The sequence below is a fragment of the Streptomyces sp. NBC_00038 genome (assembly GCF_026343635.1).
GTDB lineage: Bacteria > Actinomycetota > Actinomycetes > Streptomycetales > Streptomycetaceae > Streptomyces.
Genome location: NZ_JAPELQ010000002.1, coordinates 185,790 through 202,016 on the forward strand (window position 1 = coordinate 185,790; position 16,227 = coordinate 202,016).

Genomic DNA, 16,227 nt, shown 5'->3' on the forward strand with positions numbered 1-16,227 from the left:
CCACTCCGCCGAGAATGGCCATTGAAGTCACTAAATGACAAACTGGCGCTCAGTGTCATTCCGCGAGTGGCATGTCGAGCAAGACACGCTGCAAGCCGCAGAGGCACCACGCACGGATCCCGGGTGCTTTACCGAGGGACAGTGCAGCCAACAGAAGGAGAGCTCATGAAGTCGTGGCGTTCCCGCATCACCGTCGGCCTCGCCGTCGGCGCCGCAGCGATAGCAGTCCCGCTGACCGCCACCAGCGCAGTCGCCGTCCCCCCACCCGGCAGCGGCTGGCACGTGGCTGGCGGTATGACGTATGACTCGAAGAGGCAGTGCGAGGCTGAGGAGCTGCCGAACGCCCAGCACAACGGGTATGACGAGGTGTGGTGCGACGGTCCGGGTGGTCGCGCCGAGTACACCGTCTGGGTGCGCTGACCGCTTCGCAAGGGGCAGAAGAGGCGGCCACCCTGGCGTGCTGCGCAGGGTGGCCGCTCCCGTTGTCTCACCAACAGCCCGGCCGTCTCCTGCCGTTCGGGCCGCAGGCTCTGAGTGGGGCCCGTGTTCGGTCGCCAGCTTCGGTTGCCGCCCCATTCGTCGTCGCGGTGCGTGTGCGGGCACGCAGGCGGCCCGCTCGTCGCATCGGGTGGGCGCCGGTTGCCACGGTCCCGTCGGTGGCTCTGCTGCTCGTCGGGGTTCGAGGAGATCGACATCGCCGACATCCCCGACGTCCCGGATCTTCCCCGGGCTGTTTTCGGTCAGCCTGGGTCCTGGAACGTGCCGAGCCGACTGATCGTGTCGATGATCTCGTCCGTCCATGGCCAGTGGCGGGCGCATCGCAGGTGCCGTTGGCGTGCGGTCGCGATGAGTTGGGCAGCGGCGGAGAACAGCCGCAGCCTCCCACAGCAGCAGCGACCGGCAAGCCGAGGTCCGTCCGTGGCTTCCGGGGCGAGACAGCGTGACGGCGATGGTGCCGGCCGGGCCGGCACCAGTCGCGGTTACCTCATCACCCCACCACTCGCACCCGGGCTGTTGGATCCAGGACCGGCCTTCGGAGACGGGTCGTGGTCTCGGACATAGACCGTGACTCGCGCCCCGTTGACACGGGTTGTTCCGTACTCGCGGAAGTGGCGCCGCAGGGTGCTCGTTTTCGCTTCCTCCTGCGGGTTGGCCGGCGAGTGCACACCCACCGCGCGGACCGCGACGATCCGGTCGAATTCCAGCATGCGTGCCGCTATTTCCTGGGCGGGAAGCTCGACACCTGCCAGTGTGTTCGACGAAACGGGATCCTGTGCCAGGGCCAGATCTGTCAGAAAACGGGTGTCCTCGGGGTTGGCCGCGGTCAAGATCCGGTGCTGGCCGGCGAGATAGAGCAGCCCGTCGCCGGGACGGCCTTCCTTGCGTACGGCGGCGCCGATGGCGGTGACGTCATTGCTCCGGCTCTGGGGCGTCCTCAGCGAAAGGCTCGGCGGGACGAGCGCGGCCAGTACGGCAACCGCCGCGATCCACGCGTAGCGGGAAGACCGCTGCCGCCGGAGGAAGTAATCCATGCAGGCGCCCAGCAGCAAGGCGATTCCGAGATTGCTGTAGACCACATACCGGTCGACGAAAAGGGGCTTGACCAGTGAGGCGATCAGCAGCAGAAGGCCCGGAAGCACAAGAATCGGCACAGCCAGCGCGGAAAGCCGAACAGGCCCCCTCACCCCCAGGGGTGCTCGGGCACACACCATGCCCACGACCGCCACCACCAGGAAATAACGAAGCCGCACCGGTCCGCCGATCCAGGACACCTGCTCCGACTGCCCCGCACTGTAGATCGCCAGCGGCAACAGCCCGGCCACGACGCCCGCGGCAGCCACACTCCACGCTCTCAGCACCGGTCGTGGAAGACGGGAGACGACCAGTGTGACGCCGTGTGCGACCAGGGCGAGGACCGCGAGCTCATGGAGCAGACAGGCCAGCAGCATGGTGGAGCCATAAACCGCCCACCGCCACCGGGCGCGATGCGGGACGCTGGCCACGAGCGCATAGGTGGCCCAGGTGACCAGGGCACAGACCATGGCGTACGAGCGGCCTTCCTGCGCGTACTTCTGTACCTGGGGAAGGAGCGGAAACACCAGCCCGGCCAGCAGCCCGGCACGGGGTCCCGCCAGGCGTAGCGCCAGAAGCCCGACTCCGCTCGCCGCCACGGCCATCGCCAGCACGGACGGCAGCCGCAACGTCAGCAGCCCTCCGCCGAAGAGACCGAAGATCTCATGCATCACGGCGTAGTAGAGGGCATGGACCAGATCAATATGCTGGGCGGTGAGCCATATCTGCGAAAGATCGCGGTGCGCGAGCTGATAGGTGACGGACTCGTCCCCCCACATGGTGTTCTTCCTACGGATACCCCAGAGCCCCAGAGCGATGGTCAGCGCCAGGGGCGCGATGACGACAAGGGTCTTGGCCGGGCCCGGTGATCGTCGACGGGCGGGTACGGGAGGGGAAACCGCCCTGGCGACGGCGGGGACACGTTCATCAACGGACATCGGCGAAAGGGCCTTTCAGCAGTGGCGAAGACACCGCGCCAGCGTGCCCGGACCTCGTTGACCGGAGGCTGATCCAACCTGACCGGCCGATCAGGAAGGCGGGCCGGCGCTGTGCGAAGCTGCACCGCATGCGCATCCTGGTGGTCGAAGACGAGGTGGACCTTGCCCACACCCTGCACACCGGTCTGACCGCCGAGGGCTACAGCGTCGACCTCGCCCATGACGGCCGGCAGGGACTGTGGATGGCCCGGACCGGCGAATACGCCCTTGTCGTACTGGACTTGATGCTGCCCGGACTCAACGGCTACAAGGTCTGCGCCCAGCTGCGCCGGGAGGGCAACGCGACTCCCATCCTGGTACTCACCGCCAAGGACGGGGAGTGGGATCAGGCAGAGGCCCTGGACACGGGGGCCGACGACTACCTGGCCAAGCCCTTCTCCTACGTGGTGCTCGTCGCACGGCTGCGAGCCCTGGTCAGACGAGCGGCCACGGTCGCACCGCCCGTCCTTGCCGTGGGCGACCTCTCGTTGGATGTCGCCGGCCGGGTCTGCCGTCGGGCCGGGGCCCGGGTGGAACTCACGCCCAGGGAGTTCGCCGTGCTGGAGCTGCTGGCCCGCCGGGCGGGCCAGGCGGTCTCCAAAACGGATCTGCTCTATCACGCGTGGCCCGACGAAGCCCTGGATCCCAACCTGGTGGAGGCACGGGTCAGCGCATTGCGCAAGAAGGTGGACACCGCGTTCGGCCGACGGTCCCTGCAGACCGTACGGGGTACCGGCTACCGTCTGGTGGACGACCGTGAACGCGACTGAGCCGCGACGCCGCTGGTGGCCGCGTTCGGTACGAGCCCGCACTGCTCTGGCCGCCGCCTCGGCCGCCGTTGTCATCCTGGTCGGCATCGGCTGGTGGCTGCACCACGACGTGTACCGCCAGGGCACGCAGATCGCCGAAGGACAAGCCGAGCAACAGCTCTGGGCTCTTGTCGATCAGCTGAACGAGGGTGTGGTTCCCGCTCGCAGAGGCACTGTGCTGCCGTACGAGGTCGTCGCGACCGGCCGACGCAACGCTGTCGCCTACGGCGGAGGCATGGCCGCCTTCGATCCCGGCACCCGCCATGTGCTGCCCGCCCCATCGGAGGCCAGGGAGCCCGGAAGCTTGACGATCCTTCCCCTCCGCATACCGGTGCGCGACTCCAACTCAAGGGACAGATTCGACATGGCTGGCAGGACCTACACGGTCATGTTCGCCGATATCAGCGCCGATGAACTCAGCAGTGACAGAGTCGCCGCTCTGGGCGTCTCCGCCGACGCCCACCTGCGGGTCTATGTGGTGGTGCTCCCGAACACAGCCAAGGCAATCGCCAAGACCACCGACCTCCTGCTGCTGCGGGCCGGGCTCGTCGGCCTCGTACTGATCGCCGCTGTCACCTACTTCGCCGTCCGCATCGCGCTGCGGCCGGTCGAAGCCATCCGTGTCCTCACCGCCTCGGTCACCGCGAGCGACCCTCGCGAACGTGTCACCGTCCCCGCCACGGGACACGAGATCACCGCCCTGGCCACCACCATCAACACCACCCTCCAGCGCCTCGACGACGCCGCCGCCCAGCAACGCCGCTTCGTCGCGGACGCCGCCCACGAACTACGCAGCCCCCTCACCACGCTGCTGGCCAGCCTGGAAGTCGCGCTCGCCTACCCGGAACGCACCGACTGGCCCGCCGCGGCCACCACCGCCGCACGACAGACCCGCCGCCTCCAGGCCCTCGCCGAAGACCTACTGCTCCTCGCCCGCCTCGACACCCGCACCTCCATGGCCGGCCCCGAAACCGTCGGCCTGGCAGCCCTCGCCTCCCGGCTGACCGAGCAATACCCGCTCGCCGAACGGCCGTTGACCCTCACCTGCGACAGCACCGCCCCCGCACACGTACACGGAAACCCCGACGAATACGAACGGCTGCTGCGCAACCTCATCGACAACGCCGTCCGCCACGCCGCACACCGCATCCAGATCACGGTCCGGAACCAGGACGCCTGGGTCGTCCTCACCGTGCACGACGACGGACCGGGCGTGCCCACCGAGGACGCCGAGCGCATCTTCGAACGCTTCGTCCGGCTCGACGACGCCCGCTCCCGCGACCACGGCGGCACCGGCCTGGGCCTCGCCATCGCCCGCGACCTGGCCCACCGCCACCGAGGCACCCTCACCCTCACCCCCCGGACCCTCGGAGCATGCTTCCAGCTACGCCTTCCCCGAGCCCCCACCCCGGCCGAGGAATGACGCGCGCTTCACCACGGCAGCCCTTCGGAACCGGAAGACCACCGGATGACCACGCCCACCGCCACTGCCGCAGAAACGATCGTCCACTTCACCCGCCACCTGGCTGAGCCCGGCCGCTGTGGACCTCCACCGCCCAACCCGCGCGCGGCTCGGAGATCACCGGCTGCAAGAAGCCCAAGGACAAGAAGCTCCCGCCCGCGAAGAAGCAGGTCAACCAGCTGATCGGCGCAGAACGAGCCGTCTGCGAACACGCCTTCGCACACCTGAAGAACTGGCGCGTACTGACCCGGCTTCGCCTCGACCTGAAGTGGGCCACCCGGCTCGTCCGCGCGCTGATGGTCCTCAACTGGCACGAGATCGCCCGCTGACCGACGATCTTCACCGCAGACAGCCGCCGCCGACCAGCACGAGCATGACCTCACCCACCCATGCCACCCCCGTGACCTGCACGTTCAAGATGAACACAACTCAATGACCTGGTCATGCGTGGGGCCGAACTGCCGCGGCCCTCGTTCAAGCGGGAGGAGAAGCGCAAGGGCGAGGGCCTGCTCAAGTCGGTACGGCAGCTGATCGAGTCCGTGAACGACACCCTCAAGGGGCAGTTGGACCTGGAACAGCACGGCGGACGGACCTTCGAAGGCGTCGCCATCCGCGTCGCCCAGCGCATCCTCGCCATGGCCGCCGCTATCTGGCGCAACCACAAGACCGGCGCCCCGAGCACGCGGTCACTGGTCGCATTCCATCACTGAATACATCGGACCTATTCGTCTAGCTGGCGTGCAGCGTCACTTAATGTCAATATGGCACTGAGTGAGCGCGATGGTGAAAGGGGGGTGGAAGGGTGGCCGACGCCGTGGTACCGACCGAACGCAGCCGTGGCGGGATGAGTGAGCAGCGCCGCCGTCGTGTACGTCTGGAGATCTCGCGGGAGGCGGCACGCCTGTTCTGGGCGCAGGGCGTCGACGGCACGAGCGGTGACCAGATCGCCGAGGCGGTGGGCCTGTCGACCCGCACCATCTGGCGTCATTTCCGGAGCAAGGAGAGCTGCGCGGAGCCGATCGTTGCGCAGAGCGTGGAGTGGGAACTGGCCACTTTGCGCAGTTGGCCGCTGCACCGCTCTTTGGAGGAGCACTTCGCCACGGAGGCGAAGCGGTTGGTCAGCGAGATCAGCCCTTCGGAGCAGGCCGATGCCGGGCTGGGCGTCAAGATGATTCGATTGGCCGAGACCGAACCGGCCCTGCGTACGGCCTGGCTGATGGCCTGCGACCAGGTGGAACACGAACTGGCAGCGGTCATCGCGACTCGCCTCGGGCTCAAGCCCGACGACCTACAGGTACGTCTGCACGCCGCGGCCGCCGCGGCCGCCCTGCGAGTCATCAACGAGTACGTCGGAGCCGGCCTTCTTGACGGCACCGATCCGCGGAAGCTCGGTGACGAGAGTTTCGCTTTCATTGCGGACGCTGTCCGCACGGCCACCGGGGGCGCCGTGGGCGACCCGGTCCAGGTCGAGGAGGCGCCTGACGAGGGCGCCGCCGATCGACAGGAGTAGGCGGTGCCCCCTGAGCGGCACACTCCGATGGGCTCAGCCACGGAGGCAGGAAGGGACACGCCCGCCGCTGCACGTACTGTGTACGCCGCTCAACCGCCGATCTCCCAGGGCACGACAACGCCGTAGCGCCCATCTGAACTCTGTGGCCCAGGGTGCTATTTCGGCCAGTCCGGCGAAGACCCCGGCTCTGCATCCCGGATACAGCGGCCGGTGGCGCCTGACCCTGCCCGGCGCCCTGGACCCGGGGAGGCGCTTCTCCCCTGGCAACGAACAGGACCTTCTCCAAGCCCTACCGTCCCAGTTCAGAGGCGCTCCCCGGCTATCTGATCACCCGTCGGACGGCCCCCTTGGTGAAAGCCCGAGGTCAACGTGGCCCATGTCCGACGACCCGATGCCGTTCTCCGGAGGGACCCCCCCCGGATGCTCCGGTTCCACGCTTCACACGGGCCTGGAACCGGCGTCGGCACTCCCGCTGGGGAGCGGCGTGGCGGCGAAGACGGAGTCCGGGTCGACCGCAGACTTCACGGCGAGCAAACGCTCGGTGTTCGGCCCGTAGGACTCCGCGACCTGGTCGGGAGTCTCCGGCCCCAGGAAGTTCACGTAGCCACCCGGCAACGAGAACGGCTCAAGCGCCGCGTGCAACGCTTCCAGCCAGTGCAGGTGCGGGGACCTACCATCGCCGGCTCCTGCGTTGCCCTTGCTTTCGCCCTCCCACAGTGAGATCAGCTCGACCATCAGGTGCGGTTCGCGTCGGCCGAAAGCCGTCGAGCCAAGGGGCAGACGGGCGGCGGCACCATGGAACTGATGCCACACGATCGCGGAGAACGGTGAGGTGAACTCCTGGGCAGCCCGGTCCAGGACGGTCGCGATGGAGCCGGAGATGCTCTGGACGGTGCGCGTGCGAATCGCGCCCATCCGCCCGGGTGGAAACATGGCGTCCGTCGCGGCCAACGCCGCGGAACGGGCGACCGGTCCAATCTCGGCCAGCACGGCTGTACCGAGTCTGGCCAGGGCACGCACCGGCCCGTTCTCGGCGTTCCCCACCTCGATGTCCCCCGACCAGGTCGGCGCGACGTACACCGTCGGCTTCCCGTCCGGGCCGGGAAGGAACCCCACGTCCACCGTCAGCTCATCCGGACAGTCCTGAAGGATCCCACCGAGGTCGGCGAGAACGTCGGCGCTCTGGACGATCGGGTACAGGATGGTGCCCGACACGACTGTCGGCACGGGGTGCAGACGGATCCGCGCCGAGGTCACGACACCGAAGTTGCCGCCGCCGCCCCGCAACGCCCAGAAGAGGTCCGGATGATGGTCGGCGTCGGTGTGCACTCGTGAACCGTCGGCCAGGACGACTTCGGCGCCGAGCAGGTTGTCGGCCGCGAGCCCGAACTGCCCGATCAGGGGGCCGTATCCGCCGCCGAGCGTGAGGCCGACCATGCCGACGGCGCCCGCCGTTCCGGTGACCGCCGTCAGACCCGCCCGCTCGGCAGCGGATACGACGTCGGACGAGAGCGCCCCGCCACCTACCGTCGCGAAACGGCGGCCGATGTCGACCTGAACTCCCCGCATGTCAGTCAGATCGAGAACCAGTCCGCCGGGACGGAACGCCCGCCCCCAGAAGTCATGACCCCCGCCGCGTACCGAGATCGGCACCCCATGGTTGCGAGACGCGCGTATCGCGGCCTGCACGTCAGCGGTGGTCGCGCACCGCACGACGACAGCAGGACGGACATCGACCGCTGCGTTGAACAACGCCACTGCTTTTGCGTACTCCGGCCCGTTGGTGAGCACACGGCCCGCAGGGATTCTGGACCGCAGCTCAGCCAGCAAGGCAGTGCTGACTGCGTAAGGGGCATCTGCATGGGCATGGGACTGCATTGTCACTCCTGCGTGTCGCTCATGGGTGCGGCCGTCGACGGCGACGGCGACGGCATGGCGCCGGAGACCGGCGCGGTCAACGAAGTTCGGTAGCGTTCCGCCCCGGTCGGAGCTGGGTGGGCTCGTCCACGATCACGTGGGTCCGGTGCAGAACGTCGAGCTGTGCCGGGTTGTACAGCTCACGCAGGACCGTCTCCATGGTCTCTCGAACGAATTTCTCGCCCCTCGGGTTGTCCGTGTACAGATCGGGCAGGTCCGGGTGGTCCTGCCGCAGCCGGCGCAGGTAGGGCACCATCCGCTCCACGAGGTCTTGGCGGATGTGCTCGCCTGCGTCGGCGGGCAGTTCGCCGAACTCCCGATTGATCGGGTGAGCAGGCAGATTGCGTACCAGTGCACCGTAGGCCTGCAGCTGTTCCCCGTTCATCAACCGGGTCATGACCAGCAGGAACGAGCGGTCGGTCTCGGACAGCACCGTTGCTTCGCCGGGCGTGAGTTCCGTCGGCAGGTCGGCCGGGGCACGCAGGTCGATCAGTGCCGCGAGTTCGAGCCGGGCCCGCTGCAGCCGTTCGATGGTCGCGGCCAGCTCCGCGTCGAGCGTGCGCAGTGCCTGCCCGGGGTGCTCACCCTCGTCCACCGTCTCCGCGATCTGGTTCAGCGAGAACCCGAGATCGACCAGACGCTTGACCCGCAGCAGGCGGACCAGGTGCGGCACGCCGTACTGCTTGTAGCCGTTGGCGTGACGCTCGGGCTCCGCCAGCAGCCCGACCTCGTGGTAGTGCCGTACCGCCCGCAGGCTGGTGCCGGCAAGCTCGGCGATCTCCCGAGTACTCCAGCTCATGGTTCTCACCCAACACGGTGCCGCTACGGCACAGTCAAGTCCTGTCTCTGACTCCGGGGTCAAAGTCCCGTGCCTGTTCATAACCGAGTTCCAGCAGGGCGGCACGGAGCTTTGCCGCTGCTTCAGCCAAAGCTGACGGATCCTCCTCCTGCTTGACATTGCTGAAATCAAAGTCGGACATGTCCCAGACCGGCGCGACGTGTATATGCAAATGCGGCACCTCGAAGCCTGCGATGACGAGGCCGGCACGCGGAGCGTTCCAAGCCCGCTGCACCCCTTGCCCCACGGCCTGGGCTACCTCGAAGCAACGCGCCAGAAGGGTCCCGTCAGCGTCCGTCCACTGGTCGACCTCACGCCGCGGCACAACAAGAGTGTGACCAGGCCGCAACGGAGCGATGGACAGAAAAGCGACGATTTCCGGATCCTGCCAGACGAAGTGTCCGGGCAGCTCGCCGACGATAATGCGTGAGAACACAGTAGTCATACGTGAAATTGTCCTCAGAGACGTCAGGCCGCGGACGGCGAAGCGGGCAACGACGGCCAGAGATGCGCCCACGGCCGCGCCCGCTCCAACTGCGCGGCCAGTGCCAGCAGCTCGGGCTCCGAACCCGGGCGCCCGACGAACTGGATGCCGAGCGGCAGCCCACTCGACATCCGGTAGAGCGGCACCGACGACGCCGGGCGCCCGGTCACGTTCGCCAGCTGGGTGAAGGGCGCGGGCTCAAGGTTCGCGACGGCCAGTTTCTCGACGAGGTTCATCCGGCCCAGCACACCGCCGATCCGGGCAGCCAGGAGCCCCCTTGCGGCGAGCCGGACCGGCAAGGCGAGATCGAACTCGCCGATCGGCCAAGCCGGCCGGGCCATGGTCGGGGTGAGCAGCAAGTCGTAGCGCTCGTGGAACGCGGCCAGCGCCCGGGTGTGCTGGTGCCAGCGGGACTGCGTGGCCAGATACTCCGGCGCCGAAAGGCTCCGGCCGATCGCAGCCATCATTTGGGTCTCGATCTCGAAGTCGTCCTCGCCGCAGCCGGTGAACTCCCGTGCGGCCGTGACCTCGGCGGCGACCATCGCGAACCAGGTCGTGAGGAAGTCGGTGGCCAGGCGCTGCCCGTCGATGGCCGGGGCGGATTCCTCCACGACGTGTCCGAGTCCGGTGAGCAACTCCCCCGCGTCCCGAACCGCAGCGGCGGCCTGCGGATCAACCGGTCCGCCAAGCGGGGACACCGTGGTCAGCCCGATCCGCAGCGGGCGTGGATCGTCGACGACGGCGTCGGCGTACGGACGCTCCGCCGGAGCCGCCCGGTACGGGCCCTCCGGTGCGGAGCCGGCCAGGACGTCGAGCATCGCGGCGGAGTCACGGACCGTGCGCGACAGCACGCCCTGCACCGCGGCGCCGTGGAAGACCTCGTCGACCTCTGGCCCGGACGGGACGACGCCCCGCCCCGGCTTGAGCCCGAACAGCCCGCAGGCCGCAGCCGGAATCCGGATGGAGCCCCCGCCGTCGTTCCCGCCCGCGACCGGGACGATTCCGGCCGCGACGGCCGCCGCGGACCCGCCGGAGCTGCCACCGGGCGTCCGCGACGGATCCCAGGGGTTGCGGGTCGGGCCCCCCGCGACCGGCTCAGTTATCGCGCGGGCGCCGAATTCAGGGGTCGCGGTCCGGCCGAACACGACCAGACCGGCGTCGAGCCAACTCTGTACCACCGTGGACGTCTCCGGGCGCGGGAAGCGCGCCAGCGATCGATTCCCACTGCCGGTCGGAACCCCGGCGAGGTGCTGGCCCAAGTCTTTGATCAGGAACGGGACGCCGGCGAACGGGCCTGCCAGCGGACTGCGAGCGCGGGCACGGGCATCGTCGTCGAGTCGGTGGCGGATAGCGTTGATCGTCGGCTCGACGGCGTCGGCACGGGCAATCGCCGCCTCGAGCACTTCAACCGGGCTCACCGCCCCGGACTTCACCAGCTCGGCCAGCCCGACGGCATCGTGCTCCCGGTACTCATCCCAAGTGATACCCATACGAGTGCTCCCATCAGAGCGATAAGGTGCCCGGTCCGCGGCACGTCCAACGTCACGACACCTCGGCCATCGGCGTCCCGGCCACGACCTTGCGCAGGTCTCGGCCGGCCGGTCACGACCGCGTCAGACGCTGCGTAGCGATGTTGATCAGCCCCAATCTGAGTCAACACTGTGCCGCGACGGCACACTCAAGCTCATGGATACCGGGGTCACACCACGCCGAGTTCTGGGCGCAGCACCGGACGCGGGCACGCGATGAAGCTCAGGCTGACCGGAGGCAGAAGGGGTGTCCGGCTGCCGGGCCGGCGTAGGCCCGTCCGCCTTCTTGCTATGCCGGGTTGACGCCGTCAGTGGGCTGCGGTTGACGCGCGCCGTTTCGCGCGGTCTGGCCTTCCCGACCCGACCTGGCGCCTGACCCTCACCGTCGTCCGCGACGTACTCGCACGGGTCCTCGGACATCGGCGTCCGACGACCCGCACCCGCGCAACCTCGACCTCTACGGAAAGTCGGCGGCGAACTGAGCGAGACGGCTGGCGCGGGACAGGTCAACAGCTTCGGGGCCTCTTCCTCTGCTCTGAGGAGCGTGGCGACCGCTTCGGTGCGCAGGCCGGCCTGCTTCTCGCTGATGGTCCGTGGTGAAGAGGTGGGCGCGGCGCTCGCGTGGGAGGTCGGCGAGGGCGGCACCGGGGATGCCCTCCGCGACTCATGTCGAAAGCGGACTGCCCTATCGGCGCAGCGTCAACTCACCACGCTCGTAGATCCATCCCCACTGAGGAGGGTGCGCAGCCGGCGAGCTACGTCGGTGGTGCTGTGCCCGTCCCACACAGGCGCCGTCTCTACCTCGGGCACGTCACCGAACAACGACCAGCTATTGGCTCGGTAGTGATTGCTGACCTGCCCCGTGGGGAGCTGGGCCACAACTATGAACCAGCCGCCTCCGAAGCATGGTTCACCGTCGTGGTGCTTCCATGAGCGGACGACGGGATACCTGGCGGCCAGCCACGCCCGAACTGCGTGTGCGTGGTAGAGCAGCCTGAATTCGTACAGCTCGTCGAAGGTGTGGAACCCGTCGGAGATGCTGCCGGTGTCTGTCATTACTGGCTCCAGATTGTGTAGAGCCCGCGGCGCGGGCTTCGCCGCTAACACGCGGCGGGTATTGCCCACCTTGCCGGGCACCTCGACAGCCTGGCCGGGCTGAAATGGTCAGCCCGAAAACGTAGCTCAGGCCAGACTTCATTGCAATCGTTGTCTGCCGAAAGCCGCTCGAGTGAGGACCCGGGATAGCGGCGGCAGACTCAGGGACCCGCCCGCAGATGGGGTTCTTGTGTACTGCACTCACAGCAGGGACGCCGACATCGATAGCCCCGGGGCCGACAAAGTGTCCGCAGTGATGACGGAGGGGCAGCCGCTCATCCGAGGGGCCAACAGTCCTCTGGCCCGCCTCAGGTGCCTGTTGGTTCGCGCGCCGCAATCCATGCCGCTGAGCAAGGACAACTGTGCCTGGGCCGAACATGTCGCGCTGCACGTAGAATCGACCCTTTCCGGTTCGAGCAGGAACGTGTCGCCTCTCTCGGCGCGACGCAGGTCCCGATCCGCCGAACCTGCGTGACGACGGCGAGGCTCGACGAAGCCGCCAACCGCAGCCCCCTTCGATCTGGGTGGTGAACTGGCGCAAGACGTAAAGGATGTGTTGGTGATGAACAGCAGCAAGCCTCGTCGGCCGGACGTCACGACGGTCGAGATCATCGGTGGTCCAGAAGCGCTCGAGGTCGGCCTTGGTAGCTATGACGCCCGGTGGGCGGAGGTCTACCTGCATCACCGGCGGCGGATCCTTGACGCGTTGGCGGCAGTGGACGTCGATGTCGAGCACATTGGATCGACTTCGGTTCCAGGTCTTGCCGCCAAACCGATTGTTGACATCGTCGTCGCGGTGGCCGACATCACAGCAGAGGAGGACTACCTCGACGGGCTGTTGGCCGCAGGTTACGAACTGCGGGTTCGCGAGCCAGGACATCGGCTCGTGCGTACGCCGACTCGCGACGTTCACGTGCACGTATATGAACGAGGGGACGCAGCGGTGCACGAGTACCTTCTCTTCCGTGACCACTTGCGCACCAATGCAGACGATCGCGCCCTGTACGAGAGTGTCAAACGAGCTCTGCTCAGCCAGCAGTGGAACGACATGAACGACTACGCCGACGCCAAGAACGACGTCATCTTCGCGATCAAGACTCGAGCCAGGGCAACTCGCCAATGACGCGGGATGGCGTCACGGGTTTGTGAGCTGTGAATCTGTTCGACTGGCGACGCCTACCGGTGGTTTGTTGAAGGCGGGTTCGAGCGGGAGTAGGCCGTGAGTGGAGGCGTCAACTACGGTCTGGGGAGCCCGAGATGACGAAGCGGCTGCCGTGTCCGCCTGCACCGGGTCCGCTGGAAGCGTACGCCGTCCTTTTCGATGATCTCTTCGGGACGCCGGCGCAGCGGCGGGGCTTTCGCGAGTTCCTGGCCGGGCTGTTGTTGCCGCGGGAACGCCACAAGACACTGACATGCCTGGCCGGCACGGAGCCCGTGGTGGGTGCCCAGCATGCGGCGGTGCAGCGCCTGCAGTTCTTCCTGTCCGAGTCAACCTGGGACGGCGAGCAGATCAATGCCCGCCGCCTGCAGTTGTTGCTGGCCGACCCGGCCACGGCACCGCATGACGGCGGGGTGCTTGTCATCGACGATTCCGGGGATCGCAAGGACGGCGGTGCGACCGCCCATGTGGGCAAGCAGTACCTCGGCTCGGTTGGGAAGATCGACCGCGGCGTGGTCACGGTGACCACCTGCTGGGCCGACGAACGCCTCTGCTACCCGCTGCATGCCGTGCCCTACACCCCCGCCCACCACTTTCACGCACGGGAAGAATGACCCGGCCTTCCGCACCAAGTTGCAGATCGGGGCCACCCTGGCTACCGCGGCGACGACAGCGGGCGTCAAGTTCCGTGCGGTCGTCGCCGACTGCGCCTGCGGCGACCACAACACCTTCCGCGCTGAACTGTCCGACGCCCGCCTGCCGTTCGTGATGGCCCTCAAACGCGGCCACGGTGCCTGGCAGTACAAGGACGCCTTCCGGCCCGTCGATGCCGCTCGCAAGCTGGCCTGGTATGGCCCTGAACAGAGCGGCGACTGGCAGCCTGTGACCCGCACCTTCCGCAACGGACGCACCACGACCTGGTGGGCCGCCGACGCCCGGCTGGGCTGGCGGGGACCCGACGGCGTGATCCGGCTCGTGGTGGCCACAACCGACCCGGCCACCCTGCCCGAGACGTCCACCTGGTACCTGGCCACCAACCTGCCCCGGACCGGATCACCCCGCACGGCACACAGCCGCCACCCGGCCGCCGATCTCACCGAAGTGGTACGGCTCTACGGCCTGCGGCACTGGGTCGAGCAAAGCTACAAACAAGTCAAGGACGAACTCGGCTGGGCCGACTTCCAGGCCCGCTCCGACACCGCGATCCGCCGCCACCAGACCCTCGTGAACTGCGCGTTCAGCTTCTGCTGGAACACCTGGTTCACCCCCAACCCACCCCCGCCCGCTCCGGTCGGCCCACCACCCGAGCCTGACGCGCCGCCAGGACGGGCAGAGAGGGGGAGAACTCGGGCCCCAGCAGCCCCGAACGGCCTGCTGGCCCCAGGCCATCCGCGCCGTCCGTGGCTGGCTGATGCCCTGGGCCACACTGCAACGCTACTGGCGGGCCTGGACGACCAATCCCCCGCCCACAGCACTACAGGAACTGATCAACACCGTCGGCATCGGCAGACCCAGCATCGGAGCATTCCTCCGCAGGCGCGGATCGGGCCCAGTGGCGCCGCAATGCCGGGATGAACCTGGGCCTGTCCCCGAGAGGACTGTGGTCAGTCCGCCGTCGGGGCCGCCTTCAGGGCTTCGGAGGTCAGTTCGCCGCGTGGGCCGACGGCGTCGGCCACGCTCAGGCAGGTGCTGTCGTGGAAGATACCGAGTTCGTAGTGCACGGAGTCGGCGTCGACGGAGCGGACCGTTAGCCCGATCTCGTAGTCGCCCGGGTAGGTCACCTCACCGAGATACTGGATCTGGTATGACGAAGGGGGCAGATCTGGCACCGAGCCCGCACCACTTGTCCCAATCGAGTGCGAGGTGAAGGTGGCGACGGCCTCGTCGTACCAAGTGGTCAATGCGATGAAGTTGACGTGCTGGTTGGAGTCGACGTCACCGATCCGGGAACGCAGCGTGGCCCAGTGCGAGTAGTTGGCACGTTGCAGGCGTTCAGGGCGTGGACGGGCAGCTGCCGACGTAGCTGTCTCCGGTAGCTGCATCTCGTCGAGATCGGCGATCAGCTCGTCCGGAAGCTGGAGCGGCCCCGAGTTGTCGGCCAGCACGACGGTGGCGTCGCCACTGCCCACATGCTTGCCGTCGACCATGATCGCCTGTTCGAAGGTGAATGAGGAGTGCCCGATCCGGCGAACGCCGGTGTGCACTTGCACGTGGATACCGGTCGGGCCGGCCGGAGCAAGCCGGTTGACCCGTTGGCCGACGAGCAAGATCTGGTGCGGCCCGAAATCACCCTTACCAATGAGGCGTTCGAAGCGGTGCAGCCGCAGCCGGATCCGGGCGTCTTCCAGCCAGCGCGCCATGCCGATTGTGCTTGCCGAGCCGTTTCGACCAAGGTCGGCCTGTCGCACCCGGACATCGATCTGGATACCGAGCCTCTGACGGTCAGGAGTGTTCATGCATGATCACCTTAGAGCAGCGTCAACTTCGCTGCCAGGTCGGACAGGACGTACCACACGACCAGGTCCAGTTACTCCAAGCCGCACCGCGACTGTGCGCAGCACCGACGATCTTGCCTTTGCCAACGCGCCACCAGCTCCGTCAAGCTCGGCCGGCATTCCTCCAAACACGTCATCTCCATGTCCCGGTACTCCAGTCAGAAATCGTTGCCTGAGCTGGTTCTTCTTCGGTAGTGGCAGCGGCGGGCTACGGCTTGGTGTCGTCTGCGCCAGAGGGACCAGTTCAGGGCGTGTGTAACGGGTCCGAGGCGGGGTGTGGGCGGGGCAGCAGAGCGTCCAGGAGTCGGCGGACTTCTGGGGTGAAGTGAATGGTGCTGTAAGGGTGCTGTTCGGTGCGTAGGCGAGGTAGTGGGCGATCT

The 16,227-nt window shown here is 67.7% G+C and carries 16 protein-coding genes and 1 pseudogene; 9 read left to right on the plus strand and 8 right to left on the minus strand.

Features of this window, described 5'->3' with window-relative positions; all coding sequences use genetic code 11:
* Positions 1-165: 165 nt before the first annotated feature.
* Positions 166-420, plus strand: a complete 255-nt coding sequence (locus OG219_RS43970; protein WP_143638266.1) for a hypothetical protein — start codon at positions 166-168, stop codon at positions 418-420.
* 320 nt (positions 421-740) lie between these two features.
* On the opposite strand, the pseudogene OG219_RS43975 reads toward OG219_RS43970, so the two are convergent.
* Both OG219_RS43975 and OG219_RS43980 read right to left on the minus strand, forming a co-directional pair.
* A pseudogene (locus OG219_RS43975) lies at positions 741-881 on the minus strand (IS1380 family transposase); the annotation flags it as partial.
* A 99-nt stretch (positions 882-980) separates the two neighbouring features.
* On the minus strand, positions 981-2,510 hold the full coding sequence (locus OG219_RS43980) for a glycosyltransferase family 39 protein (RefSeq protein ID WP_266836724.1): 1,530 nt from the start codon (positions 2,508-2,510) through the stop codon (positions 981-983).
* 128 nt (positions 2,511-2,638) lie between these two features.
* On the opposite strand from OG219_RS43980, the gene OG219_RS43985 reads away from it, so the two are divergent.
* From OG219_RS43985 to OG219_RS44000, 5 genes are all read left to right on the plus strand, one after another.
* Positions 2,639-3,319 carry a response regulator transcription factor gene (locus OG219_RS43985; protein WP_100599310.1) on the plus strand — a complete coding sequence of 227 codons (681 nt, stop codon included), beginning with the start codon at positions 2,639-2,641 and terminating at the stop codon, positions 3,317-3,319.
* Positions 3,306-4,781: a cell wall metabolism sensor histidine kinase WalK gene (locus OG219_RS43990; RefSeq protein WP_266836728.1), complete on the plus strand. Its 1,476-nt coding sequence runs from the start codon at positions 3,306-3,308 to the stop codon at positions 4,779-4,781. Before OG219_RS43985 ends, OG219_RS43990 begins: the two co-directional genes overlap by 14 nt.
* Positions 4,782-4,936: 155 nt before the next feature.
* On the plus strand, positions 4,937-5,149 hold the full coding sequence (locus OG219_RS48315; RefSeq protein ID WP_353962416.1) for a transposase family protein: 213 nt from the start codon (positions 4,937-4,939) through the stop codon (positions 5,147-5,149).
* Between the two features lie 114 nt (positions 5,150-5,263).
* Positions 5,264-5,530: a hypothetical protein gene (locus OG219_RS43995; protein ID WP_266836730.1), complete on the plus strand. Its 267-nt coding sequence runs from the start codon at positions 5,264-5,266 to the stop codon at positions 5,528-5,530.
* Positions 5,531-5,622: 92 nt separating this feature from the next.
* Positions 5,623-6,330 (plus strand): TetR/AcrR family transcriptional regulator, encoded by a 708-nt coding sequence (locus OG219_RS44000; RefSeq protein ID WP_266836732.1) that lies wholly within the window; start codon positions 5,623-5,625, stop codon positions 6,328-6,330.
* 438 nt (positions 6,331-6,768) lie between these two features.
* Here OG219_RS44000 and OG219_RS44005 read toward each other — a convergent pair whose 3' ends face one another.
* The 5 genes from OG219_RS44005 to OG219_RS44025 all read right to left on the minus strand — a co-directional run bounded on the left by OG219_RS44005 (position 6,769) and on the right by OG219_RS44025 (position 12,154).
* Positions 6,769-8,208 (minus strand): FAD-binding oxidoreductase, encoded by a 1,440-nt coding sequence (locus tag OG219_RS44005; protein ID WP_323183374.1) that lies wholly within the window; start codon positions 8,206-8,208, stop codon positions 6,769-6,771.
* 76 nt (positions 8,209-8,284) lie between these two features.
* Entirely contained in the window at positions 8,285-9,046 is a 762-nt protein-coding gene (locus OG219_RS44010) for a MerR family transcriptional regulator (RefSeq protein ID WP_266836736.1), read from the minus strand.
* 34 nt (positions 9,047-9,080) lie between these two features.
* Positions 9,081-9,530 carry an HIT family protein gene (locus OG219_RS44015; protein ID WP_266836738.1) on the minus strand — a complete coding sequence of 150 codons (450 nt, stop codon included), beginning with the start codon at positions 9,528-9,530 and terminating at the stop codon, positions 9,081-9,083.
* 23 nt (positions 9,531-9,553) lie between these two features.
* Positions 9,554-11,059, minus strand: a complete 1,506-nt coding sequence (locus OG219_RS44020) for an amidase (protein WP_266836740.1) — start codon at positions 11,057-11,059, stop codon at positions 9,554-9,556.
* Positions 11,060-11,797: 738 nt separating this feature from the next.
* Positions 11,798-12,154 (minus strand): hypothetical protein, encoded by a 357-nt coding sequence (locus OG219_RS44025; protein WP_266836742.1) that lies wholly within the window; start codon positions 12,152-12,154, stop codon positions 11,798-11,800.
* 598 nt (positions 12,155-12,752) lie between these two features.
* On the opposite strand from OG219_RS44025, the gene OG219_RS44030 reads away from it, so the two are divergent.
* From OG219_RS44030 to OG219_RS44040, 3 genes are all read left to right on the plus strand, one after another.
* The gene (locus OG219_RS44030; RefSeq protein WP_266836744.1) at positions 12,753-13,316 is read left to right on the plus strand and encodes a GrpB family protein; all 564 of its coding nucleotides are present in this window, start codon (positions 12,753-12,755) and stop codon (positions 13,314-13,316) included.
* 134 nt (positions 13,317-13,450) lie between these two features.
* Positions 13,451-13,966, plus strand: a complete 516-nt coding sequence (locus OG219_RS44035; RefSeq protein WP_266836746.1) for a transposase — start codon at positions 13,451-13,453, stop codon at positions 13,964-13,966.
* A gap of 19 nt (positions 13,967-13,985) precedes the next feature.
* On the plus strand, positions 13,986-14,927 hold the full coding sequence (locus tag OG219_RS44040) for a transposase (protein WP_266836748.1): 942 nt from the start codon (positions 13,986-13,988) through the stop codon (positions 14,925-14,927).
* 29 nt (positions 14,928-14,956) lie between these two features.
* Here the strand turns inward: OG219_RS44040 and OG219_RS44045 are convergent, their stop codons facing one another.
* The gene (locus tag OG219_RS44045) at positions 14,957-15,808 is read right to left on the minus strand and encodes a thioesterase family protein (RefSeq protein WP_266836750.1); all 852 of its coding nucleotides are present in this window, start codon (positions 15,806-15,808) and stop codon (positions 14,957-14,959) included.
* Positions 15,809-16,227: the final 419 nt, after the last annotated feature.

What these genes read in the sequence shown, in the direction of transcription:
- OG219_RS43980 (WP_266836724.1), bottom strand. Translation starts at nt 2,510, where the DNA reads ATGTCCGTTGATGAACGTGTCCCCGCCGTCGCCAGGGCGGTTTCCCCT.
- OG219_RS44045 (WP_266836750.1), bottom strand. Translation starts at nt 15,808, where the DNA reads ATGAACACTCCTGACCGTCAGAGGCTCGGTATCCAGATCGATGTCCGG.
- OG219_RS44015 (WP_266836738.1), bottom strand. Translation starts at nt 9,530, where the DNA reads ATGACTACTGTGTTCTCACGCATTATCGTCGGCGAGCTGCCCGGACAC.
- OG219_RS43985 (WP_100599310.1), top strand. Translation starts at nt 2,639, where the DNA reads ATGCGCATCCTGGTGGTCGAAGACGAGGTGGACCTTGCCCACACCCTG.
- OG219_RS44025 (WP_266836742.1), bottom strand. Translation starts at nt 12,154, where the DNA reads ATGACAGACACCGGCAGCATCTCCGACGGGTTCCACACCTTCGACGAG.
- OG219_RS44010 (WP_266836736.1), bottom strand. Translation starts at nt 9,046, where the DNA reads ATGAGCTGGAGTACTCGGGAGATCGCCGAGCTTGCCGGCACCAGCCTG.
- OG219_RS44035 (WP_266836746.1), top strand. Translation starts at nt 13,451, where the DNA reads ATGACGAAGCGGCTGCCGTGTCCGCCTGCACCGGGTCCGCTGGAAGCG.
- OG219_RS44020 (WP_266836740.1), bottom strand. Translation starts at nt 11,059, where the DNA reads ATGGGTATCACTTGGGATGAGTACCGGGAGCACGATGCCGTCGGGCTG.
- OG219_RS43995 (WP_266836730.1), top strand. Translation starts at nt 5,264, where the DNA reads ATGCGTGGGGCCGAACTGCCGCGGCCCTCGTTCAAGCGGGAGGAGAAG.
- OG219_RS43970 (WP_143638266.1), top strand. Translation starts at nt 166, where the DNA reads ATGAAGTCGTGGCGTTCCCGCATCACCGTCGGCCTCGCCGTCGGCGCC.
- OG219_RS44005 (WP_323183374.1), bottom strand. Translation starts at nt 8,208, where the DNA reads ATGCAGTCCCATGCCCATGCAGATGCCCCTTACGCAGTCAGCACTGCC.